This is a genomic window from Siccirubricoccus deserti (assembly GCF_014283215.1).
Taxonomy (GTDB): Bacteria; Pseudomonadota; Alphaproteobacteria; order Acetobacterales; family Acetobacteraceae; genus Siccirubricoccus; species Siccirubricoccus deserti.
Map to the genome: position 1 here is coordinate 106,035 of NZ_JACOMF010000008.1, position 20,941 is coordinate 126,975.

23 protein-coding genes are annotated in these 20,941 nt (G+C 71.0%); 5 read left to right on the plus strand and 18 right to left on the minus strand.

From position 1 onward, the window contains the following. Positions 1-83 precede the first annotated feature (83 nt). The 5 genes from pqqE to pqqA form a co-directional block, all read right to left on the minus strand. Entirely contained in the window at positions 84-1,187 is a 1,104-nt protein-coding gene (pqqE, locus tag H7965_RS09485) for a pyrroloquinoline quinone biosynthesis protein PqqE (RefSeq protein ID WP_186770332.1), read from the minus strand. Beyond that, the gene (gene pqqD / locus H7965_RS09490; RefSeq protein WP_186770333.1) at positions 1,184-1,453 is read right to left on the minus strand and encodes a pyrroloquinoline quinone biosynthesis peptide chaperone PqqD; all 270 of its coding nucleotides are present in this window, start codon (positions 1,451-1,453) and stop codon (positions 1,184-1,186) included. Before pqqD ends, pqqE begins: the two co-directional genes overlap by 4 nt. Then, entirely contained in the window at positions 1,450-2,193 is a 744-nt protein-coding gene (gene pqqC / locus H7965_RS09495) for a pyrroloquinoline-quinone synthase PqqC (RefSeq protein WP_186770334.1), read from the minus strand. The genes pqqD and pqqC overlap by 4 nt, the downstream gene beginning before the upstream one ends. Continuing rightward, a complete protein-coding gene (gene pqqB / locus H7965_RS09500) occupies positions 2,190-3,122 on the minus strand; it encodes a pyrroloquinoline quinone biosynthesis protein PqqB (RefSeq protein WP_186770335.1) in 933 nt (310 codons plus the stop codon). The genes pqqC and pqqB overlap by 4 nt, the downstream gene beginning before the upstream one ends. 542 nt (positions 3,123-3,664) lie before the next feature. Next, positions 3,665-3,772: a pyrroloquinoline quinone precursor peptide PqqA gene (gene pqqA / locus H7965_RS09505; protein WP_222440532.1), complete on the minus strand. Its 108-nt coding sequence runs from the start codon at positions 3,770-3,772 to the stop codon at positions 3,665-3,667. A gap of 134 nt (positions 3,773-3,906) precedes the next feature. Here pqqA and H7965_RS09510 point away from each other — a divergent pair, with 134 nt between their 5' ends. Together H7965_RS09510 and H7965_RS09515 are read left to right on the plus strand one after the other, a co-directional pair. After that, on the plus strand, positions 3,907-4,941 hold the full coding sequence (locus H7965_RS09510) for an aspartate-semialdehyde dehydrogenase (RefSeq protein WP_186770336.1): 1,035 nt from the start codon (positions 3,907-3,909) through the stop codon (positions 4,939-4,941). A gap of 196 nt (positions 4,942-5,137) precedes the next feature. Further along, positions 5,138-6,355 (plus strand): NADP-dependent isocitrate dehydrogenase, encoded by a 1,218-nt coding sequence (locus H7965_RS09515; protein ID WP_186770337.1) that lies wholly within the window; start codon positions 5,138-5,140, stop codon positions 6,353-6,355. Positions 6,356-6,535: 180 nt separating this feature from the next. Here H7965_RS09515 and H7965_RS09520 read toward each other — a convergent pair whose 3' ends face one another. Then, a complete protein-coding gene (locus tag H7965_RS09520) occupies positions 6,536-8,629 on the minus strand; it encodes a serine/threonine-protein kinase (protein WP_186770338.1) in 2,094 nt (697 codons plus the stop codon). A gap of 496 nt (positions 8,630-9,125) precedes the next feature. On the opposite strand from H7965_RS09520, the gene H7965_RS09525 reads away from it, so the two are divergent. Further along, positions 9,126-10,106 carry a tripartite tricarboxylate transporter substrate binding protein gene (locus H7965_RS09525; protein WP_186770339.1) on the plus strand — a complete coding sequence of 327 codons (981 nt, stop codon included), beginning with the start codon at positions 9,126-9,128 and terminating at the stop codon, positions 10,104-10,106. A gap of 110 nt (positions 10,107-10,216) precedes the next feature. Here the strand turns inward: H7965_RS09525 and wrbA are convergent, their stop codons facing one another. Together wrbA and H7965_RS09535 are read right to left on the minus strand one after the other, a co-directional pair. Beyond that, the gene (gene wrbA / locus H7965_RS09530; protein WP_186770340.1) at positions 10,217-10,816 is read right to left on the minus strand and encodes an NAD(P)H:quinone oxidoreductase; all 600 of its coding nucleotides are present in this window, start codon (positions 10,814-10,816) and stop codon (positions 10,217-10,219) included. Between the two features lie 64 nt (positions 10,817-10,880). Next, positions 10,881-11,285 carry an ankyrin repeat domain-containing protein gene (locus H7965_RS09535; RefSeq protein ID WP_186770341.1) on the minus strand — a complete coding sequence of 135 codons (405 nt, stop codon included), beginning with the start codon at positions 11,283-11,285 and terminating at the stop codon, positions 10,881-10,883. Positions 11,286-11,426: 141 nt separating this feature from the next. On the opposite strand from H7965_RS09535, the gene H7965_RS09540 reads away from it, so the two are divergent. Continuing rightward, on the plus strand, positions 11,427-11,981 hold the full coding sequence (locus H7965_RS09540) for a pyridoxamine 5'-phosphate oxidase family protein (protein WP_186770342.1): 555 nt from the start codon (positions 11,427-11,429) through the stop codon (positions 11,979-11,981). Between the two features lie 185 nt (positions 11,982-12,166). Here H7965_RS09540 and H7965_RS09545 read toward each other — a convergent pair whose 3' ends face one another. The 6 genes from H7965_RS09545 to H7965_RS09570 all read right to left on the minus strand — a co-directional run bounded on the left by H7965_RS09545 (position 12,167) and on the right by H7965_RS09570 (position 14,917). Further along, a complete protein-coding gene (locus tag H7965_RS09545) occupies positions 12,167-12,349 on the minus strand; it encodes a hypothetical protein (protein ID WP_186770343.1) in 183 nt (60 codons plus the stop codon). Positions 12,350-12,414: 65 nt separating this feature from the next. Continuing rightward, positions 12,415-13,419, minus strand: coding sequence for an MBL fold metallo-hydrolase (locus H7965_RS09550; RefSeq protein ID WP_229682556.1), 1,005 nt, complete (start codon positions 13,417-13,419; stop codon positions 12,415-12,417). Beyond that, the gene (locus H7965_RS09555) at positions 13,416-13,790 is read right to left on the minus strand and encodes a DUF2155 domain-containing protein (RefSeq protein WP_229682557.1); all 375 of its coding nucleotides are present in this window, start codon (positions 13,788-13,790) and stop codon (positions 13,416-13,418) included. The genes H7965_RS09550 and H7965_RS09555 overlap by 4 nt, the downstream gene beginning before the upstream one ends. Next, positions 13,787-14,008: a hypothetical protein gene (locus H7965_RS09560; protein WP_186770344.1), complete on the minus strand. Its 222-nt coding sequence runs from the start codon at positions 14,006-14,008 to the stop codon at positions 13,787-13,789. The genes H7965_RS09555 and H7965_RS09560 overlap by 4 nt, the downstream gene beginning before the upstream one ends. Further along, entirely contained in the window at positions 14,005-14,520 is a 516-nt protein-coding gene (gene mlaD, locus H7965_RS09565; RefSeq protein WP_186770345.1) for an outer membrane lipid asymmetry maintenance protein MlaD, read from the minus strand. Before mlaD ends, H7965_RS09560 begins: the two co-directional genes overlap by 4 nt. A gap of 40 nt (positions 14,521-14,560) precedes the next feature. Beyond that, a complete protein-coding gene (locus tag H7965_RS09570; RefSeq protein ID WP_186770346.1) occupies positions 14,561-14,917 on the minus strand; it encodes an NADH:ubiquinone oxidoreductase subunit NDUFA12 in 357 nt (118 codons plus the stop codon). 221 nt (positions 14,918-15,138) lie between these two features. On the opposite strand from H7965_RS09570, the gene H7965_RS09575 reads away from it, so the two are divergent. Then, positions 15,139-16,671 (plus strand): TSCPD domain-containing protein, encoded by a 1,533-nt coding sequence (locus H7965_RS09575; RefSeq protein WP_186770347.1) that lies wholly within the window; start codon positions 15,139-15,141, stop codon positions 16,669-16,671. Between the two features lie 228 nt (positions 16,672-16,899). On the opposite strand, the gene H7965_RS09580 is transcribed toward H7965_RS09575, so the two are convergent. From H7965_RS09580 to H7965_RS09595, 4 genes are all read right to left on the minus strand, one after another. Next, positions 16,900-17,817: a dihydrodipicolinate synthase family protein gene (locus H7965_RS09580; RefSeq protein ID WP_186770348.1), complete on the minus strand. Its 918-nt coding sequence runs from the start codon at positions 17,815-17,817 to the stop codon at positions 16,900-16,902. Beyond that, the gene (locus tag H7965_RS09585) at positions 17,817-19,244 is read right to left on the minus strand and encodes a M20 family metallopeptidase (RefSeq protein ID WP_186770349.1); all 1,428 of its coding nucleotides are present in this window, start codon (positions 19,242-19,244) and stop codon (positions 17,817-17,819) included. The genes H7965_RS09580 and H7965_RS09585 overlap by 1 nt, the downstream gene beginning before the upstream one ends. 35 nt (positions 19,245-19,279) lie before the next feature. Continuing rightward, complete coding sequence (locus H7965_RS09590) at positions 19,280-19,627, minus strand: Rossmann-fold NAD(P)-binding domain-containing protein (RefSeq protein WP_186770350.1); 348 nt, start codon at positions 19,625-19,627, stop codon at positions 19,280-19,282. Positions 19,628-19,832: 205 nt separating this feature from the next. Next, positions 19,833-20,807: a Bug family tripartite tricarboxylate transporter substrate binding protein gene (locus H7965_RS09595; protein ID WP_186770351.1), complete on the minus strand. Its 975-nt coding sequence runs from the start codon at positions 20,805-20,807 to the stop codon at positions 19,833-19,835. Positions 20,808-20,941: the final 134 nt, after the last annotated feature.

Genomic DNA, 20,941 nt, shown 5'->3' on the forward strand with positions numbered 1-20,941 from the left:
TTCACCTGGAGCCTGGGGACCAGGCGCCCGGATCGGGCCATTGGAGTGTGGCGCGCCCGACGGCAACGGCAACCCCAAGGTCGTCAGGGCTGGCGCCGGGGTTCGCGGTAGGTGAAGCCCTCCCCGCTTGCCGCCGCCGTCGCGACTGCCGATGCCAGCAACGCATGGTGCGGCGAAAAGGCGCAGGCCGGGTCGGTGGCGGCGGCGTCGCCGGTCAGGGCAAAGGCCTGGCAGCGGCAGCCGCCCCAATCCACCTCCGCCCGGTCGCAGCCACGGCAGGGCGGCGGCATCCAGCCGGTGCCACGGAACCGGGCGAAGGCCCCGGAATCCTCCCAGGCCTGCCGCAGCGAAACCTGGCGCACATCGGGGAAGTCGAAGCCGGGCAGGCTTTCCGCGGCATGGCAGGGCAGCACCCGGCCGGCGGGAGACACCGCCAGGAAGCGCCGGCCCCAGCCGCCCATGCAGGATTTCGGCCGCGCCGCGTGGTAATCCGGCACCACATAGTCGATCACCAGCCGGCCGCTCAGCGCACGGCGGGCCGCCTCCACCGTTCGGGTCGCCGCCTCAAGCTGGTCGCGGCCTGGCAGCAGCGCGTCACGGTTGGCGAGCGCCCAGCCGTAGTACTGCACATGCGCCACCTCAAGCCGCCCGGCGCCGAGGTCGAGCGCCAGCGCGATCAGCGCCGGCAGCCGGTCGAGGTTCTGCCGGTGCACCACCGCGTTCAAGGTCAGCGGCAGGCCAGCCTCGGTGACCAGCCGCGCCGCCGCCAACTTCCTCGCATGACCGCCGGCATAGCCGCCGATGCGATCGGCGGACGCCGGTTCGGCGTCCTGGACCGAGAGCTGCACATGGTCCAGCCCGGCCGCCGCCAGCGCCGCCAGCTTTGCCGCATCCAGCAGCACACCGGCGGTGATCAGGTTGGTGTAGAGCCCGGCCGCGCTGGCCGCCGCGACGAGCGCCACGATATCACGCCGCGCCGTGGGCTCGCCGCCGGAGAGATGCACCTGCAGGCAGCCGAGCGCCGCCGCTTCGCGGAACACCCGCGCCCAGGTCGCGGTGTCGAGCTCGGCGCCAGGGCCGGTCAGGGCGGTGGGGTTGGAGCAATAGGGGCAGTGCAGCGGGCAGCGATGGGTCAGCTCGGCGAGCAGCGCGAGCGGCGCTTCGATGCTGCCCCGGCCCGCCGTCATGCCAGCACCACGCCCCGGGCGTGAAGATCCTCCAGCAGCGCCAGCACATCGGCCAGGATCTCCGTACGCGGCGCGTCGTAGAGGGCGGCGAGGTCGTCGGCCATGGCATCGATGCTGCGGGCCCCGTCCAGCAGCCGCAGCACCTCCAGCGCCACCGCGTCCGGCACGAACATCCGCTCCGGCCCCAGCACCACCCATTGACCGCGCGCCTTGTCCTCGCGCAGCCGCATCCCCGGCGCCAGGCGCGGGATGCTGGCGGGATTCATGGCGGCGTGCCGGGGCGGAAGGCGCCGGGCGGCGGCAGCGCGGGCGCGACATAGGCGAAATGCAGCGCATCGAGCTGCGCCCAGAGCAGGTCGCATTTGAAACGCAGTGCATCCATCACCTGCTCCTGCTCCGCCCGCGTCCGTGCCTCCCGCTTCACGTAGTCCAGGGCGAAACGCACATCCTGCGGCGCCTGGGTGAGGCGCGGGGTGAAATAGGCCAGCGTCTCCGCCGAGACGAAGTCGTAGCCCCGCAGCATGCCGGCGACGCGCTGCGAGATGATGTCCGGCGAGAACATCTCCGTGAGTGACGAGGCCACCGCTTCCAGCACCGAGCGGTATTTCACGAAGTTCACATAGGCATCCACCGCGAAGCGCGTGCCGGGCAGCAGCCCGCGCAGCGAGGTCACGTAGTCCCGGTCGAGGCCAAGCCCGTCGGTCAGCCGCAGCCAGCGCTCGACGCCGCCAGGGTGCTCGCCGTCGCCGTCATGGTCGGCCAGCCGCCGCCGCCATTCCCGGCGCAGCGCCGGCGTCGGCAGCCGGGCGATCAGGGAGGCGTCCTTCGCCGGAATGCTGGCCTGGTAGTAGTAGCGGTTCAGCGCCCAGGCCTGCACCTGCCCTTTCGTCAGCCGCCCGCCATGCAGCAGGTGATGGAAGGGGTGGTGGATATGATAGCGCTCCTCGCCGATGGCGCGGAGGCGCCGCTCCAGCTCCTCCGGCGGCAGCGGCGCGTCATCCGTCACAGCGTGATCTCCATGCCATCCTCGGCAACCTCCCAGCCGGCGGCGACGGCGGCCGCGCGCTCCGGGCTGTCGGCCAGCAAGACGGGGTTGGTGTTGTTCAGATGGATCAGAATGCGGCGCCGCACCCCGAGCCGGGCGAAGCCCGCCATGGTGCCCTCCGCGCCGTTGATGCTCATGTGTCCCATCCGCCGTCCGGTCTTCGGCCCGGCGCCGGCGCGGATCATCTCATCGTCCTGCCACAGGGTGCCGTCGAACAGCACGCAGGCGGCGCCTGCAAGCCGGGCGCGCAGCGCCGGCGTCAGGGCGGCGCAGCCGGGGATGAAGAACAGTGTCCCGCCGCCGGCGGAGAGGGCGAGGCCGATGGTCTCGCCATCCTCCGCCCGGCCGGGATCGGCGCCGCCTGCCTCCTGGAACAGCGGCACCTTGCCCGGTACGGCGAAGGCTTCGAGGGTGAGGCCGAGGGGCGTGCCGGCGGCATCGCACAAGGGCGTGCCCTCTTCCAGCGGCAACCGGCGCCGCGGCACCAGCGCCGGGTCCAGCACCTGGAAGATCGGGTTCGCCGCCAGCACGCCGAGCGCCGGCGCACCGGCGTAGAGGGCGAAGGGGTGGCGTTCCCGCAGGGTCAGCAACCCGGCGATGGCATCCACCTCGGCCCCGGTCAGCACCACCGCGGCGATCGGCGAGTGCCGTATGGCGCCGGGCCCCGGACGCGGGTGCAGCACCTGCGTCGCTTCCAGCTGCGCCCGCAGGTCGGGCGCGGCGTTCAGCAGCACCCAGCGCTGCCCATCGGCCGAGATCGCCACCGAGGTCTGGCTGCGCGGCCGCGCCGCGGGGTCGCCGGCGCGGGCGCGGCGGCAGCCCGGCCCGGCGGAATTCCATTGCGGGAAGCCCCCCCCTGCCCCGGCACCCAGGATGATCGCCCGCATCATGCCCCCCTGCGGAACAGGTTCAGCCACGCCCGGCGCAGGCTTTGATCTCGAGCGCGAGGGGGATTCCGGTCACGCGGGGCTTGCTCCAGACCATGGGATCTCCCCTTGATGACTGCGCCAGAGCGGATCGTGGAAGAACGTGAACGCCCCGGAACGCGAATCCGTTTCACGAGCAACGGCCCAGCGTGACTCGGCGTTCAGCCGGACTGCAAAGCGCTGTCGCGGCGTCTTGCCGGCTGCACGGGCGGGCCTCAACCGGCTACCGCCCTTGCACCGTCGCCGTCACCGCGGCGGCGGCGTGGCTGGCGGTAAGGTCGGCGGCCTACATACCGGCGATATCCCGCGCCAGCAGGTTCATCTGCTCGTGCCGGTGCCGTCGCTGCGGAAGGTGCGGAGCTAGGTTGCGGCGTGGAGCGGATTTTGGCCGGCCAGGTTCTGTACGCCAACGGTCGGGAGAAGACCGGACAGAAAGCCCGGCGCCGGAACGGCCGGCGCAGGGCCTCATGCAATGAGCGAAGAGAAGAATCGGCCGCGAGGAAGCCTCAGCCGATCTCCGCGCAGGCGTAGCTGTTGATCTCGAGCGCCAGGGATATCTCGGTTACGCGCGGCTTCTTCCAGACCATGTTTGCCTCCATCCGGCGGTGCGCCATCGGGTATGATGGCCCCCGGTGCAGGCACCATCAAGGGGATGGGCTGGTCTTCCCTTGAACCGCGGCCGTCCCGGCCCTACAGAACCGGCGCCCTCCGTCGAAGCGGGGGGCCTCGGTCGTTTCAGGAGCAGGTCATGGGCTACAGGGTCGCGATCGTCGGCGCCACCGGTGCGGTGGGGCGCGAGATGCTGAAGACCCTCGCCGAGCGGAACTTCCCGGTGAGTGAGGCCATCGCCCTCGCCTCGGGCCGTTCGACGGGGATGGAAGTGTCCTTCGGCGAGAAGACCGTGCTCAAGGTGAAAAACCTGGAGACCTTCGACTTCAAGGGCATCGATATCGGCCTGTTCTCCCCGGGCGCCTCGGTCTCGGCGGTGCATGCGCCGCGGGCGGCGGCGGCGGGCTGCATCGTCATCGACAACACCAGCCAGTTCCGCATGGACCACGACGTGCCGCTGGTGGTGCCGGAGGTGAACCCTCACCACCTGAAGCAGTTCAGCAAGCGGAACATCATCGCCAACCCGAATTGCTCGACCATCCAGATGGTGGTCGCGCTGAACCCGCTGCACGCCATCAGCCGCATCAAGCGGGTCGTCGTCTCCACCTACCAGTCGGTCTCCGGCGCCGGCAAGGAAGGCATGGACGAGCTGTTCAACCAGACCCGCGCCGTCTATGTGAACGACCCCTCTGTGCCCGAGCAATTCACCAAGCCAATCGCCTTCAACTGCATCCCGCACATCGACCGGTTCATGGATGATGGGAGCACGAAGGAGGAGTGGAAGATGGCGGTGGAGACCAGGAAGATCCTTGACCCCGATATCGCGGTCATCGCCACCTGCGTCCGCGTGCCGGTCTTCATCGGCCATTCGGAAGCCGTGCACGTCGAGTTCGAGGGCCCGATCACCGAGGAGCAGGCCATCGAGGCGCTGCGGGACGCGCCCGGCGTCCAGCTCATCGACAAGCGCGAGGATGGTGGATACATCACCCAGATCGACGCCGCCGGCGAGGATGCCGTCTACGTCAGCCGGCTGCGCCGCGACCCGACCGTGCCGCATGGCCTGGCCTTCTGGTGCGTCTCCGACAACCTGCGCAAGGGCGCGGCACTGAACGCGGTGCAGATTGCCGAGGCGCTGGTGGAACAGGGGCTGATCACGGCGAAGCAGGCGGCCTGACACCCGGGGCGCGGTGGCCCGGCCTTCCGGCGGCGGGCCCAGGCCACGGACCGGCGCTTGACCCTGCCGCGAGGCGCGAATTGCCCCTCCGGCCGGGCTTGCCCGCGTCCCGGCCCGGTGCGATGTTCCGGCCGCTTTCTGCAGCCCTGCCGCATCCGCGCACCGCTCCGCGGCGGGAGACGATGAGGATCGGTTCATGGCGAAGATCAAGGTAAAGACCCCCGTCGTGGAGATGGACGGGGATGAGATGACCCGCATCATCTGGGGGTTCATCAAGGACAGGCTGATCCTCCCCTACCTCGACATCGACCTGAAGTACTACGACCTCGGAATCCAAAAGCGCGACGAGACCGACGACCAGATCACGGTCGACGCCGCCAACGCCACCAAGCAGTACGGCGTCGGCGTGAAATGCGCGACGATCACCCCGGATGAGGCCCGCGTCGCCGAATTCGGCCTGAAGAAGATGTGGCGCAGCCCGAACGGCACCATCCGCAACATCCTCGACGGCACCATCTTCCGCGAGCCGATCATCTGCCAGAACGTGCCGCGCCTGGTGCCGCACTGGTCGAAGCCGATCGTCATCGGCCGCCACGCCTATGGCGACATCTACCGCGCCGCCGAGACCAAAATCCCGGGCCCGGGCAAGGCGACCATCAGCTGGACGCCGGCCGACGGCGGCGAGCCAGTGACCCTGGAAGTGACCAACTTCCCCGAGGGCGGCGGCGTGCTGATGGGCATGCACAACACCCGCAAGTCCATCGAGGGCTTCGCCCGCGCCTCCTTCAACTACGGCCTGGCGCGCGGCTTCAGCGTGTACTTCAGCCACAAGAACACGATCCTCAAGGCCTATGACGGCGAGTTCAAGGACATCTTCAAGGCGATCTTCGACAAGGAATTCGCCGCGCAGTTCAAGGCCGCGAACCTGACCTACGAGGACCGGCTAATCGATGACATGGTGGCCTCCGCCCTGAAGTGGGAAGGCGGCTATGTCTGGGCCTGCAAGAACTACGACGGCGACGTCGAGTCCGACATCGTCGCGCAGGGCTTCGGCTCGCTCGGCCTGATGACCTCGGTGCTGCTCTCCCCGGACGGCAATACGGTGGAGTCGGAGGCGGCGCACGGCACCGTCACCCGCCACTACCGCGAGCACCAGAAGGGCCGCGAGACCAGCACCAACCCGATCGCCTCGATCTTCGCCTGGACCCGGGGCCTCGCCTATCGTGGCAAGTTCGACAACACGCCGGACGTGACCGGCTTCGCCGAGACGCTGGAGAAGGTCTGCATCAGCACCGTCGAGAGTGGCCACATGACCAAGGATCTGGCCATCCTGATCGGCAAGGACCAGCCCTGGCTCAATACCCAGGCCTTCCTGGCGAAGCTCGACGAGAACCTGAAGAAGGCGATGGGCTGATCGGGCAGGCTCGGTTCCGCTGGACCCGGCGGAACCGAGCCTCCTGCGTGCCAGATCATGCCGCTGGGCGGCTTCCGGCGGCATTGGAATGGAGGCGGATGCGCGGATCAGCTCCGCGCATGAGAGGGGGTGGGCAACACCCCACCCACGACAACTGCGGCTGCGGCCCCGATCTCCCTCTCAGCGCCGCTGCACCGTCTCGATGATCATCGCCCGCACGGTGACTCGGCCGCCTTGCGCCTGGGCCTGCCGGATGCCGGTGGCCAGCGCCGAGAGATAAGCGTCCGCCTGCTCCACCACCGGCCGCCGTTGCGGGAAGATCGACCGGTCCGAAGCGAAGACCAGCGCCAGATCCGTGCCGAAAGGCTCATCCACCTCCCAGCCGGTGAAGCTGCCGCTGGGGTCGCCGAGCCGCGCCCGGGCGTTCGCCTGTTCAGGCCGGGAGGCGACGAGCTGCGCCACCTCGCCCGATTGCATGAAATAGGCGACATAGAGCTGCGCCGGCGCCGGCGGCATCGCCACCTCCATCCTCAGCAGCTCGCCCTTGGCCAGCGGCTGGGTGCCGAGGAGTTCGACCTGCGGTGCCGCCTCCGGCACCGCCGCCACCGGGCGGACCAGATCGAGCACCTGGCAATAAGGGCCGTCGAAGGGGGAGAGCTGCAGGCGCACCGTCTCGGGCGGGATGCCGCGGGCGGCGATCGCCTGCCGTACCGCCGCCTCCCCGCCGCGGCGGATCACGCCGGAGACGGTCAGAGTGGTCGGCGTGGCGGTCCAGGTCAGCAGGCTACAGGGGGCGGCGCTCGCGGCGGCGGCGCCGGCCAGGGGCAACTCGGCGCGCAGCCGCTCGGCGCGGCGGCGTTCCTCCTCCTGTCGCGCCTCCGCCTGCTGCTGCTGGCGGGCGGCCTCGGCCCGCTGGTCCGCTTCCAGCCGCGCCTGCTCGGCCTGGCGGTGGGCGCGGTCGCTGTCCTCGCGCGCCGCCTGCAGCCGGGCTGCTTCCTCCCGGGTCCGCTGCTCGACCGCCTGGCGCTGAGCCTCGGCCCGTGCCTGATCGGCCTGCTGCTCCCGTGCCCGCTGCTCGGCGGCGGTGCGCGCGGCCTCCTCCTGCGCCCGTTGCTCGGAGGCGAGGTGCTCGGCATCCTGCTGTGGCACCGCCTGAGCGATCTGGTCCGGCGGTACCGGCTGGCCGCCGTTGCCGCTGAGCAGCAGGAAGCCGGCGACCCCGGCGGCGATCAGCGCCGCCACGCCGCCGCCGGCAATCAGCGCGACGGGCGCTTTCCTCTTCGGCGGCGGTGCCGGGGCAGCGGGCGGCTGGGGCGGCGGCACCGCCACCGCCGGCGCGGCATCGAAGGGATCGACCAGCCGTGGCGCGGCGGCCGCTGCCGCCGGCCGCGCCACGGCGACCATCGTCGCCTCGGAGTCCTCCGCCTCGGCCGGCGCATCGGCGGGCACCGCTGAAGCGACGGCGGCGTTGCGGATGGCCTCGGCAAAGGCGATGGCGGTTGGCCAGCGATCCTCCGGCCGCTTGGCCAGCGCCTTGGCGACCACCGCGTCGAAGGCCCGCGGCGTGGTGACGGAAAGCTGGCTCGGCGGCACCGGCTCGGTATGCAGCGCCTTGTGCATCAGCGCCGCGAGGCCGCCGTCGAACGGCTTCTCCCCGGTCAGCAGCTGATAGAGCATGACGCCGGCGGCCCAGATGTCGGCCCGCGCATCCACCGTCTCGCCGCGCAGTTGCTCCGGCGCCATGTAGGAGGGCGTGCCCATGATGGTGCCGACCTGCGTCATGGAGGAGTTCTCCAGACGGGCGATGCCGAAATCGGCCATCTTCACCGTACCGTCATGCGCCAGCATGATGTTGGCCGGCTTGATGTCACGGTGCACCACGCCACGGCCGTGGCTATAGGCCAACGCCGCCAGCACCTGCTCCATCACCCGGACGATCTCGGCGACCGGGAAACGTTCCTTCTTGTCCAGCCGGTCCTTGAGCGAGCCGGCCTCGACCAGTTCCATGACGATCCAGGCGGAGTCGGCGTTCTCGCCGTAATCGTAGACGCCGACGATGTTGTTGTGGGAGAGCCGGCCAGCGGCCTGGGCCTCGCGCCGGAAGCGGCCATGCGCCTCCTCGCCCTCGGGATCCCCGGGTGGCGGCCGCTTCACCACCTTGATGGCGACCCGCCGTTCGATCATGCGGTCGACCGCATCATAGACGGTGCCCATGGCACCGGCCCCGAGCGTGCCGCGCAACTCGTATTTCCCGGCGATCTCGTTCGGTAGCATCCGCGCAGCTATCCCGATCTTGCTCTCATCCGCCCACGGGCCGATGGCCCTGGGCAAGCCGCTCGGGAACCGTTCCGTCCCTGGGCCAGAAGCACTCTACAGCCATTGCGCGGAATGCGCGCGTCCTCTCTGCATTGCTGCGCGATCAGGGCGCGTCGGGACGGGAGACAAAATCCTCGCCTCCGCCCCATGGGCGCCAAGCTTGGGCTTGGCTGAAGGGGCAGGTCCCGGGTGCGGACGGTAGCGTTGCTCGCGGCGCACTGGCCTGAGATGGCTGGAGCCATCCCGCGGCAGAGCCACCAGTACGACCAAGAGCCACCAGTACGACCATTTGCATCGTTACATGATTCCAGACCCGGCGCTCATGCGGCGCGGCGCCTGGCCAATCGCGGCAAGGCCTTGCCAAATGCGCCCACCACCCTTCACCGTTTCTGCCAACGTCCAGCATACTGACCAGAACAACATGCCGAACCGGCCAATAATCCAGGAGGAATAGATGTACCCTGTACGGCTTCTTTTTGCCGTCCTCGCCTTCATCGGCAGCCCGCTCTCCGTCCCGGCGGCAGCAGCGTCGGATTACCCCAGCCGCCCCATCCGCCTCATCGTGCCCTACGCGCCGGGCGGCTCGGCCGATGCCGTGGCCCGGCTGGTGGCGCCCGGCCTGGCGGAGCGGCTGGGGCAGCCAGTGGTGATCGACAATCGCTCCGGCGCCGCCGGCTCCATCGGCACCGAAGCGGTGATCCGCGCCCCGGCGGATGGCTACACCCTGCTGCTGCACACCTCGATTCTCGCCATCGATCCTAGCTTCAAGCCGAACCTCCGCTACGACGTGCAGCGCGACCTGGCGCCGGTGTCGATGCTGGTGACCGGCGCCTATCTGGTGGTGGTCAACCCTGCGCTGCCGGTCCGCTCAATCCCCGAGCTGATCGCCCATGCCAAGGCCCGGCCCGGGGCGCTCGCCTATGGATCGCATGGCGTCGGCTCCTCCACCCAATTGGCCATGGAACTCTTCCGCATCTCCGCCGGGCGGCTCGAGCTGCGCCATATCCCCTTCCGCACTGCCGCCCAACTCGTCACCAGCTTGGTGAGCAATGACATCCAGTTGGCCTTCGACACGGTGCCTGGCTCGCGGGAGCTGGTGCTCAACGGGCAGCTCCGGGCCATCGCCGTCTCCGGCCCCAGCCGAACCGCCGCAATGCCCGAGGTACCGACGATCGCCGAGGCGGCGATCCCCGGCTTCGAGGCCAGTTCCTGGCACGGCCTCTTCGCGCCGCGCGGCACCGATGGCGCGATCATCGGCCGGGTCGGCGCGGCAACCGCCGCCATGCTGGCGAACCCCGATGTGCAGGCAAAGCTCCGCCACATCGGCATGGAGCCCGCGCCGAACACGCCAGAGCAATTCGCCGCCCGCCTCGCGGCCGACATCGCCACCTGGGGGCAGGTGATCCGCCAGGCGAACATCCAGCCAGAGGGCTGACCGGCCTAGCTGCAGCGGATTGCATCAGGTCTGAACGCCACTCCGCTGCAGCCTGTTGCCTGGAGAGTGGATCGACGCTCCGGGGCGTTCACGCCCCGCCGCGAACCGCTCTACCGCATCAGCTTGGCGGTAATCTCCGCCACATGCCGCCCTTGGAAGCGGGCCAGCTCCAGCTCATTCGCGCTCGGCTGGCGCTGGCCTTGGCCGCCGGCGATGGTGGTCGCGCCATAGGGGCTGCCGCCGGTGATCTCGTCGAGCGTCGTCAACCCGGCGGCGCTGTAGGGCAGCCCGACCAGCACCATCCCCTGGTGCAGCATCATCGTGTGCATCGCCATCAGCGTGGTCTCCTGCCCACCGTGCTGCGAGGCGGTGGAGGTGAAGCAACTGCCGACCTTGCCGATCAGCGCGCCGCGCGCCCAGAGCCCGCCGGTCTGGTCCCAGAACTGCGCCATCTGCGCCGCCATCCTGCCGTAGCGGGTCGGGCAGCCAATGATGATGGCGTCGTACTGGTCCAGCTCCTGCGGCGCCGCCTCGGGCGCCGGCTGGTTCAGCTTCGCGCCGGATGCCTCCAGCACCTCGCGCGGCACCAGCTCCGCCACCCGCTTCACCGTCACCTCGGCGCCGACGGAGCGGGCGCCTTCGGCAATAGCGCCGGCCATGGTCTCGATATGGCCGTACATCGAGTAGTAGAGCACCAGGATCCGTGCCATCGACTGTCTCCATCTTCAGTTGGGGATGTGCGGCCCGCAGGCCGGGAGGAACGCCCGCCACGGCCTATCGGATGATCCGCTCGGCCTCGGAATCGGGTGCCAGGCGGCGCGCCAGATCGTGGTGGCCGGCGGCGTCCGCCAGGTCAGCGGCGGTGCGCCCCTCGAGATCGCGCAGCGCCGGGTCGGCGCCGTATTGCAGCAGCAGCGCCACCGCATCGGCCGCGCCGGCGGCGGCCGCCCGCATCAGCGGGGTGGGCGCCTGCCGCGTGTCACCCTCGGGCGGGGCGACGCCGCCGGCTTCGAGCAACAGGCGCAGCACTTCCAACCGGCCATGCTGCGCCGCCAGCGCCACCGGGTCGGTGCCATCGCCGCGGGGCGCGGCGAGCTGTGGATCCTCGGCGAGCCTGGCAGCCACGGTCGCAGCATCGCCGGCGATCACTGCCGCCTGGAACTCCTCGGATCTGTCCATGTGCTACACTCCAACCATGCGCTGCTCTCCTTTGTTCGGGGAGAACGCCTGGACCATCGCCGGGATCATGCGCCGCGGCAGGTTGCGTGGTTGCAGGGCGGGCAGAGCAGCGGGACCACATCCGGCTGCCGGGAGGACGAGATGGCGAAATTCTATCCGACGCTGACCGAGGATCATCGCGGCTTTATCTCCAGGCAGCGCATCTTCTTCGCTGCCTCCGCCGCAGCGACCGGGCGGGTGAACCTCTCGCCGCGCGAGGCCGGGGCCTTGCGGGTGCTGGGCGAGGCCAGCGTCTGCTGGCTGGACCAGACCGGCAGCGGCAGCGAGACCGCGGCGCATCTTCGGGCCGATGGCCGGCTGACCCTGATGTTCTGCGCCTTCGAGGGCGCGCCGCTGATCCTCCGCCTCTACGGCCGCGGGCAGTCGCTGCCGCGTGGCGGGGCGGAGTATGCCGAGGTGCTGGCGGAGCACTACGGCGGCGAGGAACCGCTGGGGGCACGGCAGATCGTGCGCCTGGCGGTGGAGCTGGTGCAGACCTCCTGCGGCTATGGCGTGCCGATGTTCGATTTCGCCGCCGACCGGCCGAACCTGCAGCGCTGGGCGCGGGCCAAGGGCGAGGATGGGCTGGAGGCTTACCGGCGGGAGAAGAACGCGGTCAGCCTGGACGGGCTGCCGACCGGGCTGGTGAAGGCCTAGGCGCGGGCCCCTCACCCGGTCACGGCCGGCTTGATCCATGGCTGCCCAACCTTTTGTTTTCGGGCTCAAATTGGGTGCATGGATCAAGCCTGCGTATGACGAGGGTGGTGCGGCCCGCCCTTCGAACGGGGATCGTCAAATCCAGGCCGGGGCTTCAAGGACCGCGGCAGCGCTCCCGCCACCGCTCAATCATCCGGCCCGCCCTTCGCCTCATCGGTCACGCCAGGCGGGTCGGGGTAGAGGTCGGACGGCACCTTGGCCTTCGGATTCTGCGTCGTCCCGCCCTGCTGCACCTCAGCGGTGGTTGTCTTGGAGTTCGGGTCAGCGGTGTTCATCCGCTCCCGGCTGCCTTTGGGGAGCTCGGCCATGGGGATTCTCCGGTTGGTCATCCCGCAACGCGGCAGCACGGCGAAGGTGCAAGGGCCGCGCGATTTCAGCCGCCGGCTGCCATCTCCAGCGTCGCCCCGAAGGGGATGGTCACGAACTCCTCCGCCGCCACGCCCTGCCGCGCCCGCGCCTCGGCCAGCCAGCGCTCCGGTGCGTCGATCGCCTCATCGGTCAGCCCGGCGAAGGTGCCGAAATGCATGCCGATGCTGCGCCGCGGCCGCAGCACCCGATGCGCCGCCACCGCCTCCTCCGGGTCCATGTGCTGGGTGCGCATGAAGAAGCGCGGCTCAAAGGCGCCGATCGGCAGCAGGGCGAGGTCGATGCGCGGGAAGCGGGCGGCGATCTCGGCGAAATGCGGGCACCAGCCGCTGTCCGCGGCGAAGTAGACGCAGGCATGGGGCGCCTCGATGACGAAGCCACCCCAGAGGCTGCGGTGGCGATCGAAGGGAGTGCGGGCGGAGAAATGCTGCGCCGGCACATAGGTCACCCGCAGCCCGGCGAGTTCGACGCTGTCCCACCAATCCAGCTCCCGCGCGCCATGGATGCCGGCCCTGGCCAGGTGCCGTGCATTGCCGAGCCCGGTCGCCGCCGCCGGCTGCCAGCGTTGCCGCACCTGCCGCAAGGTCGCCAGGTCCATGTGGTCGTAATGGTTGTGGCTGACCAGCAGCAGCTCGACGCCAGGCAGCGCGGCCAGCGGCTGGCCAGGACGCCGCACCCGCCGGGGCCCGGCGAAGCGCAGCGGACTACAGCGCGGCGACCACACCGGGTCCAGCAGCACGCAGCGCCCGCCGATCTGCACCAGGAAGCTGGCGTGGCCGATGAAGGTGGCAGCGATCCGGTCTGGCCCGACCCGCGCCGGGGGCGGCTGCGGCGGATCCTCCACCCAGGCCGGCCAGGGCGCCGGCGTCGCGCTCCGGCGCCAGCGCCAGTCGTCGCGCAGCGTCTTCTCGGTGCGGTCGTGGACATTGTGGAAGACCCGGCCGTCGCAGTGGTCGGAGAGCGGCAGCGCCGGGCCTGGCCGGCCGGTGCCCAACCGGTCGGGCGCGGTCACTTACAGTCGAGCACCCGCAGGTCGTAGACCGGATGCTCCAGCATCGAGACGCCGGGCGCATTGGCGAACATCCAGCCGCGGAACACCTGCCGCCCGCCGGCGCCGCGGCGGCTGTCGCTGATTTCCATCCAGGCCACGGCATCCGGTACCTCGTCCGGCGGCCTGGCGTTGCAGGCGGCGACGCGGATGGTCAGCGTGCCGAAGCCCGCCGGCTCGCCGACGGTGGCGCGCAGCACCGAGATCCGCGCCGTTACCTTGTCGAGTAACTGCAGCTCGGCGACCCGCTTCGGCTCCCACTCCTGCGCCAGCGCCGGGGCGGCGCCCGCCAGCAGCAACGCCAGCGCGCCCCGGATCGCCCGGGCACGCATCATCGGGGCGGCCGTTTCGGGCTGGGCAGCGCCTGCACCATCTCGCCGAGGATGCGGCGCATCGCCTGCTCGTCGACACCCATCAGCACCGCATCCTCGAAGGCGTCGCGCATCACCTGGGCCAGCTCGCGGTGATTCTCCGCCAGCACCTTCAGCTTCTCCCGGCAGGAGAGCGGCGCGCCATCGGCGCCCGGCCAGGTGGCGGGCAGTTCGCTCGTCATCGCGGCGGCGTGGCCGGCGCGGCGCTGCCGCCGCCCTGGTTCTGGCTCGGTTGGCTGTTCATCTGCGTGACCGAGAAGATGAACCGGCCGAGCAGGGATTCAAGGCTGACCGACCCTTGCGTCTCGGTGATCCGGCCATTGTCGCCCAGGATCTGCTCGCTGCCGCCCGGCACCAGCGAGACATACTTGCCCCCGAGCAACCCCTCCGAGGTGACCTCGGCCGAGGTGTCGGAGGGCAGCTTCAGGCTGCGGTCCACCCGAAGGGTGAGCTCCGCCGAGAAGCTCTGCGGGTCGATGCGGGTGTCGGTGACGCTGCCCACCTTCACCCCGGCGATGCGCACATCGGCACCGTTCGAGATGCCGTCGATGCGGTCGAACTTCGCCCGCAGCACCAAGCCGTCCGACAGGGACGCGCTGCGGCCGCTGTGCAGCATGGCGTAAGCAAGGAAGATGGCGGCCACCAGCAGCACCACGGCGCCGGTTGCCACCTCTACCAGGCTGCGTCCCCTCATGCGATGCGGATCCCTTGAACGTTCACGGCCTTGGACAGGATCAAGATCCCGGCGTCCAGGCCTCGTAGTCGCCGCCGGTCACCCGCCGCGTGCCGCCGACATAATCGTGGCCGGCCGGGCGATAGGCGTGCGGTGTGCCGGTGAGGTTGGGCAGATGCTCCTGCTGCCAGGGGTAGCGCTTCTGCTCCGCCAGCGGTTCGGCCACGGTGTGGTGCAGCCAGGCGTGCCATTCCGGCGGCACGGTGGTCGGCTCCTTGCCATGGGCGAAGAGCACCCAGCGGCGCCGCCGGTTGTAGATCGGCTGGTCGCGGCGGCCCTCGAAATAGACGTTGCCGAAACGGTCGGTGCCGACCCGGCGGCCAGTCAGCGATGAGGTCAGGCGCAGCAGGAAGGACATGGGGCCGGAACATCTCCTCGGAGCCAGGAAGTCGGACGCAGGTTTCAGAGCAGGAATCGGGCCGGACAATCGCACGCCGCGTGTTGCGGCGCAAAGCAGCACCGGCCAGCCTCGCCCACTTCCCTGTTCCGGGACGATATCCACAGGATGTTGGGTCCCTGGCGGTGAATTGCCACCAGATACGGCTTCCCCCTCCCTGAGCAGCGCCGTAGCATCCCGGCATGACACGCTTCCTGGGCACTCTTTGGGATGGTCTTGCGCTGCGCCGGCAGCGCGTCGGCGCCGATCCGGACGCTCCGTTGCGCGCGGTGGCGCTGCCACCGGACTGGCCGGCCGAGGCCGCGGCGGCGCTGGCCGCCCTCGCCCCCGGCAAAGGGCCGGCAAGCCTGCCGCGCGCCGCCGAGGCCTGGATCAGCCGCGCCGCCCGCGGCGGCCTCAAGGCCGGTACCTTGGACGCGCCCGGGGCGGAGGCGCTTGCCGAAGGGCTGCGCGCCCTGCTGCTTAGCCGTCGCGGCAGCGCCGGGGCCGAGGCCTGGGGCAGCGGCCGCGACACCCGCTTCGTGCTCAACCTGCCGGCCTTCCTGGATCCTGACGGCGGCTTCGACCTTGAAGCCTATGCCGCAGCCTGCGCCCTGGCCGTCCGCGCCCTGGACGCGCTGGCCGGCGGCCGCGCCACCAGGCTCCGACTCGGCTTCGCCGACCTCGCCGGGCTGCTCTGTGGCCTCGGCCTCGCCTATGATTCGCCGGAGGGGCGGGCCACCGCCGCCGGCATCGCCGCCCTGACGCGCGGCGCGGCGGAGGCCGAGTCGGGCCGGCTGGCCACGCGCCTCGGGGTGCGGGAGCCGGTCGCGCTGCTCTGGCCGGCGCCGCCCGCCGAGACGCCGGTGCCCGGCCTCGCCGCTGCCGCCCGTGCCGCGCTGGATGCCGCCGCCGCCGCACCCGGCCTGCGCCACCAGGGGCTGCTCGCCCTGGCGCCGCCCGATGCGGTGGAGGCGCTGCTCGGCGCCGAAACCGGTGGGCTCGCCCCGGCCGCCGGCAGTACCCGCCCGGTGCTGACCGAGGCCGGCGAATGGGCCGAGGTGCCGACCCAGGCCGCGCTGCGCGTCACCCGGCATTACGCCGATCGTGCCAGCGCGTTGCTGGCGCCGGCCACCGAAGCCGCCCGGGCGGCGATGCGGGCGGCGATCGCGCCCTTCCTGCATGCCGCGCCGCCCGCGCCGGTCGCCCTGCCCGCCCCGGCCCGCCCGGCGCCGCGCAGCGCCACCCCGCCGCTGCGCCGCCACGCCGGCACCACCCTGCATGTCGCGGTCGGCGGCCATCGCGTCGCGCTGCGCACCGCCGAGGATGCGGAGGGGCGGCTGCTGGAGATCGCCTTCAGCCTGTCCAAGGAAGGCGCGGCCTTCCGCAGCCTGATGGACAGCTTCGCCCAGGCGGTCTCGCTCGGGTTGCAGGGCGGCGTGCCGCTTTCGGACTACGTCGAGGCCTTCGCCTATACCCGCTTCGGCCCCTCCGGCACGGTGGACGGCGATCCGGCGATCCCGCGCGCCACCTCGGTACTGGACTGGGCCTTCCGCCGGCTGGCGCTGGATTACCTCGGCCGCAGCGACCTGCCGCAGCCGAGCGAGGAGGATTGCGCCGGGGATACCGTGGGCAGCGCCGCCCAGGTGGCGCCGCTGCTACCGCTGGATTTGCCGGAGTTGCCGGCCGCGGCCAGTCCGCGCGGGCGGAGGCGGGCGTTGCGGCTGGTGGGGTGAAGACGGGGGCTTTGCCCCCGCGTCCCCGCCGGGGCCGAAGCGCGACCCCGGACTCCGCACGTAAGGCAGCATTGGAATTGCGTTTCCGGGTAGCCTCAAGGAACTCGTCGCGTCCACGGCGCTGCATGAGTAGGGAAGAGGCTCCAGGTGCCCCAAGCCAAGGCCGGGGCCTGGGGGGACGCTCGTCCCCCCAGCGAAGGCACGGAGGCAGCGCCCCGTTCTTCCCCCCTACCCTCTCTCACCCCGGCCAAGCCGTTCCAGCAGGAACTCCACCTCCGCCTGCGTCTCCGCCGAGAGCTTCGGACCTGGCGCCCGCAGCGCCGCGCTGGCGATGAAGCCACGCCGTTGCAGCACGTATTTCCGCACCGCGAGGCCGAGGCCCGGCTGCAGCTCGGTGCGGATCAGCGGCAGGTGCGGGTCGAAGGCGTCGTGGGCCGCGGCGCGGTCGCCGGCGGCCATCAGTCGGCAGACCTGCACCAGCATCTCGGGGAAGGCGTAGCCGGTCATGATGCCGTCTGCGCCACGGTGCAGCTCCTCCGGCAGGAATTGGCCACCATTGCCGCCGAGGATGCTGATCCGCCGCATCCGGCCCTCCGCGGTCAGCCGGCGCAAAGCCGAGAGCTTGTCGAGCCCCGGCCAGTCCTCGGCCTTCAGCATCACCAGTCGCGGATCCTCCGCCATGCGGCGGATCATCTCCACCGACATGAAGGTGCCGGTCGCCTGCGGGAAATCCTGCAGCACATAAGGCGCGTCACCGACCACCGCCGCGGCCTGGGCGATGTAGCCGACCACCGCGTCATCGCCGCGCAGCCCGGCGGGCGGAGCGATCATCACCCCGGCGGCGCCGGCGTCCATCGCCCCCGCCGCCAGCGCCTTCATGCTGGCGAAGCCGGGCGAGGAGACGCCGACGATCACCGGCACCCGCCCGGCGACGCGCTTCAGCACCCGGGCGGTGAAAGCAAGCGCCTCGGCGCCGTCGAGCTTCGGCGCCTCGCCCATGATGCCGAGGATGGTCAGGCCCGAGGCGCCGGCGGCGAGGAAGCCATCGACCATGCGGTCGGTGCTCGCCTCGTCCAGCGCACCGGTGTCGGTGAAGGGCGTCGGCGCGATGACGAAGACGCCACGCGCGGTTTCATCGAGGCGCATCAGGCGGCTCCCGTGGACATGTTGAAGGGTGGTTGGACGTCCGGCGACAGCACCGGCTCATAGGGGTTGCCCTCGGTGCGGGCGGCGAGCTCGGCCTTGGCGGCGGCGACCAGTTCCGGGTCGCGCAGCGCATCCACCGCGGTGCCGGCCATCACCTTCGCCACATGCACCATGCCCTTATGCGCCGCCGGCAGCATGCCCTGGGCGGTGAGCTGCCAGGAATGGCCCGGCGTGCCGATGGCATGGGTGGCGCCGCGCGCCTGCACCGTCGGCACCACCCAGGAGACATCGCCGACGTCGGTGGAACCGACCATCGGCGCGCCCTTCACCTCCAGCGGCACCACCACATCGCAGAGGGTCACGCCCTTGCGCACCGGCAGGCCGATCCGTCGCCAGGAGGCGGCGATGTCCTCCTCGCTCAAGGTCGCCTGGAATTCGGCTGCCTTGGCGCGATCGGCTTCGTCGAACGGCGGCGGGCCGAGCCGCTCGAGGTTGGCCTGCATGGCGCGTTCCAGCGGTGCATTGCCGAGCAGGTTGGAGACGCCGCTGACCACCTTCGCGGTGACCTGTGTCTCGGTCATCAGCGCCGCGCCCTCGGCGATCCTGCGGACGCGGGCGATCAGCGCCCGCAGCTCCACCAGGTCCCGGGCGCGGATCAGGTAGCGGACCTTGGCGGTGGGCTGTACCACATTCGGGGCGACGCCGCCGGCATCGAGATAGGCGTAGTGGATGCGCGCGTCGCTCGGCATGTGCTCGCGCATGTAGTTCACGCCGACATTCATCAGCTCCACCGCATCCAGCGCGCTGCGGCCGAGGTGCGGCGCGGCGGCGGCGTGGGAGGCGCGGCCGGTGAAGCCGAAGTCGATGCGGGTATTGGCCAGCGACACCGCTTCCTGCACCGCGGCGAAGGCGGCGGGGTGCCAGGAGATGGCGATGTCGACATCGGCGAAGGCGCCGTCCCGCACCATGAAGCCCTTGGCGGCGCCACCCTCCTCGGCCGGGCAGCCATAGTAGCGCACCCGTCCGGGCAGCATGTTCTCTTCCAGGTATTCCTTCACCGCCGTCGCCGCCAGCAGCGACGCCGAGCCGAGCAGGTTGTGGCCGCAGCCATGGCCGAAGCCCGGCCCCGGCAGCGGCCGCGGCTCGGCCACCCCGGCTTCCTGGCTCAGCCCCGGCAGCGCGTCGTATTCGCCGAGGATGGCGATGACCGGCCCGCCCTCCCCCGCCTCGCCCATGACGGCCGTCGGGATGCCGGCAACCTGCTCGGTGACCCGGAAGCCCTGGTCGCGCAGCATGGCGGTGTGCTCCGCGCAGGAGCGGGTCTCGGTATAGGCGAGTTCCGGCATGCCCCAGATCCGGTCCGATAGCGCGGTGAATTCCGGTGTCCTGGCGTCGACCAGCCGCCACACCGCCTCGGTGTTCCGCATCAAGCCCTCCTTCATGCCGTGGCCACCGCGGGACGTCATCCCCGGCGCGCCCTCAGGCTGTCCAAGTCATAGCCGGCGACGCGCTTGTAGCCAGAGGTGATGGCCAGCATTTCCGCCTGCGACATCACATCCTCGATGCGGTCGAAGGGCTGGTCGCCCGTGCGCTCGAACACCTCGCGCAGGATGGCGTCGGGCGGGGCACGGCGATTGGTCAGCACCACCTGGGTGGTCGCCGGCAACCGCTCCGCTTCATAGGCCCGCAGCGCTACGCGCGGGTCGTCGGCGTGGCGGGCGAGCTGGTCGGCGAGGCAGCGGGCGTCGAGGGGCGCGAACGCCCCGGAGCGTGAAGCCGCTCGACAACGCAGGCTACAGCGGATCGGCATGCAGACGTGAACGCAATCCGCCGCAGCGGGCGTGGCGCGGGGCGGCGCGCCAATCATGCCCGCTGCGGCCAGCCTCATACTGGCGGCATGAATGTTCCATTCATGCCGGTGCCGCGTAGCCAAGTGTTCCGGAGGATCGCGCCTATTGGTGCGACGTCCGGCGATTGCGGCGCGGTTGACCGGTCACGAAGAACCGCCGCCAGTGTCAATCAGCCTTGATGCGGGCGGCGGCCACGACGTCGCGCATCTCGCCGACCTCGCGGCGCAGGAAGGTAGCGAAATCCGCCACCTGCAGCGGCGCCGGGATGGCGCCCTCGGCCGCCAGGTAGCGGCCGAAGCCGGCATCGGCCAGCGCCGCGTTGGTGGCCGCGTTGATGGCGTCCCGCAGCGCCGGCGGCAGGCCGCGCGGGGCGAAGAGGCCCCACCAGATGCCGGCCTCGTAGGGGATGCCGGCCTGCTTCACCGTCGGTGCCGGCGGCGAGCCCTCCGGCCGCTCGTCGCCGGTATAGGCGATGATCCGCAGCAGCCCGCCGCGGATCTGGCCGGCGGCGCTCGCCATGGTGGTGAACATCAGATCGACCCGGCCGGCGGTGAGGTCGGTCAGCGCCGGGGCCGTGCCGCGATAGGGCACGTGCTGCAGCCTGGTGCCGGCCCGCAGGTTGAACAGCTCGGCCATGATATGGGTGGTGCTGCCGGGGCCGGAGCTGGCGTAGTGCAAGGTGCCGGGCCGTGCCCGATCCGCCGCCACCAGCGCGGTGATGCTGTCGATCGGCGAGGCCGGCGGCGTCAGCGCCACCAGCGGCGCCCGGGCGAGCAGCGCCACCGCATCCAGCTCCGCCGCCGGATCGAAGCCGGTGCCCTGCACCGCGCCGATGGCGGCGATGGAGGAGGTGGTGACCAGCAGCGTATGGCCATCCGGCGGCGACTGCGCCAGCACGCCGACACCAACGGCGCTGCCGGCGCCGGGTCGGTTCTCGATGACGAAAGGCTGGCCGAAACGGGCGTGCAGGCGTTCGGCCAGCGGTCGGGCCATGGCGTCGTTGCTGCCGCCCGGGGTGAAGGGGACGATGATGCGCACCGGCCGCGTCGGCCAGCCGGCGGCCTGCGCATCGGCGCGGCGCATGGTCAAGCCGGCTGCCGCCACGGCGGGCAGCAAGCGGCGCGGAATGCCGTTACGCATGGCGTTTCCAGTCTGCTTCCTTGGCTGGCCAGCTTGCCCCAGCGACGCCCACCCGACAATCCGTAACGCGGCACGATCCATGCTTTCTCGCCTGATCGGATGACTCTCGATCAAGGAACAGCCACCCTGCGCGT

Excerpts from the sequence above, each read along its gene's own strand:
- pqqE (WP_186770332.1), bottom strand. The coding sequence starts at position 1,187 with ATGACGGCGGGCCGGGGCAGCATCGAAGCGCCGCTCGCGCTGCTCGCC.
- pqqD (WP_186770333.1), bottom strand. The coding sequence starts at position 1,453 with ATGAATCCCGCCAGCATCCCGCGCCTGGCGCCGGGGATGCGGCTGCGC.
- pqqB (WP_186770335.1), bottom strand. The coding sequence starts at position 3,122 with ATGATGCGGGCGATCATCCTGGGTGCCGGGGCAGGGGGGGGCTTCCCG.
- pqqA (WP_222440532.1), bottom strand. The coding sequence starts at position 3,772 with ATGGCGCACCGCCGGATGGAGGCAAACATGGTCTGGAAGAAGCCGCGC.
- H7965_RS09510 (WP_186770336.1), top strand. The coding sequence starts at position 3,907 with ATGGGCTACAGGGTCGCGATCGTCGGCGCCACCGGTGCGGTGGGGCGC.
- H7965_RS09515 (WP_186770337.1), top strand. The coding sequence starts at position 5,138 with ATGGCGAAGATCAAGGTAAAGACCCCCGTCGTGGAGATGGACGGGGAT.
- H7965_RS09520 (WP_186770338.1), bottom strand. The coding sequence starts at position 8,629 with ATGCTACCGAACGAGATCGCCGGGAAATACGAGTTGCGCGGCACGCTC.
- H7965_RS09525 (WP_186770339.1), top strand. The coding sequence starts at position 9,126 with ATGTACCCTGTACGGCTTCTTTTTGCCGTCCTCGCCTTCATCGGCAGC.
- wrbA (WP_186770340.1), bottom strand. The coding sequence starts at position 10,816 with ATGGCACGGATCCTGGTGCTCTACTACTCGATGTACGGCCATATCGAG.
- H7965_RS09535 (WP_186770341.1), bottom strand. The coding sequence starts at position 11,285 with ATGGACAGATCCGAGGAGTTCCAGGCGGCAGTGATCGCCGGCGATGCT.
- H7965_RS09540 (WP_186770342.1), top strand. The coding sequence starts at position 11,427 with ATGGCGAAATTCTATCCGACGCTGACCGAGGATCATCGCGGCTTTATC.
- H7965_RS09545 (WP_186770343.1), bottom strand. The coding sequence starts at position 12,349 with ATGGCCGAGCTCCCCAAAGGCAGCCGGGAGCGGATGAACACCGCTGAC.
- H7965_RS09555 (WP_229682557.1), bottom strand. The coding sequence starts at position 13,790 with ATGATGCGTGCCCGGGCGATCCGGGGCGCGCTGGCGTTGCTGCTGGCG.
- H7965_RS09560 (WP_186770344.1), bottom strand. The coding sequence starts at position 14,008 with ATGACGAGCGAACTGCCCGCCACCTGGCCGGGCGCCGATGGCGCGCCG.
- mlaD (WP_186770345.1), bottom strand. The coding sequence starts at position 14,520 with ATGAGGGGACGCAGCCTGGTAGAGGTGGCAACCGGCGCCGTGGTGCTG.
- H7965_RS09570 (WP_186770346.1), bottom strand. The coding sequence starts at position 14,917 with ATGTCCTTCCTGCTGCGCCTGACCTCATCGCTGACTGGCCGCCGGGTC.
- H7965_RS09575 (WP_186770347.1), top strand. The coding sequence starts at position 15,139 with ATGACACGCTTCCTGGGCACTCTTTGGGATGGTCTTGCGCTGCGCCGG.
- H7965_RS09580 (WP_186770348.1), bottom strand. The coding sequence starts at position 17,817 with ATGCGCCTCGATGAAACCGCGCGTGGCGTCTTCGTCATCGCGCCGACG.
- H7965_RS09585 (WP_186770349.1), bottom strand. The coding sequence starts at position 19,244 with ATGCGGAACACCGAGGCGGTGTGGCGGCTGGTCGACGCCAGGACACCG.
- H7965_RS09590 (WP_186770350.1), bottom strand. The coding sequence starts at position 19,627 with ATGCCGATCCGCTGTAGCCTGCGTTGTCGAGCGGCTTCACGCTCCGGG.
- H7965_RS09595 (WP_186770351.1), bottom strand. The coding sequence starts at position 20,807 with ATGCGTAACGGCATTCCGCGCCGCTTGCTGCCCGCCGTGGCGGCAGCC.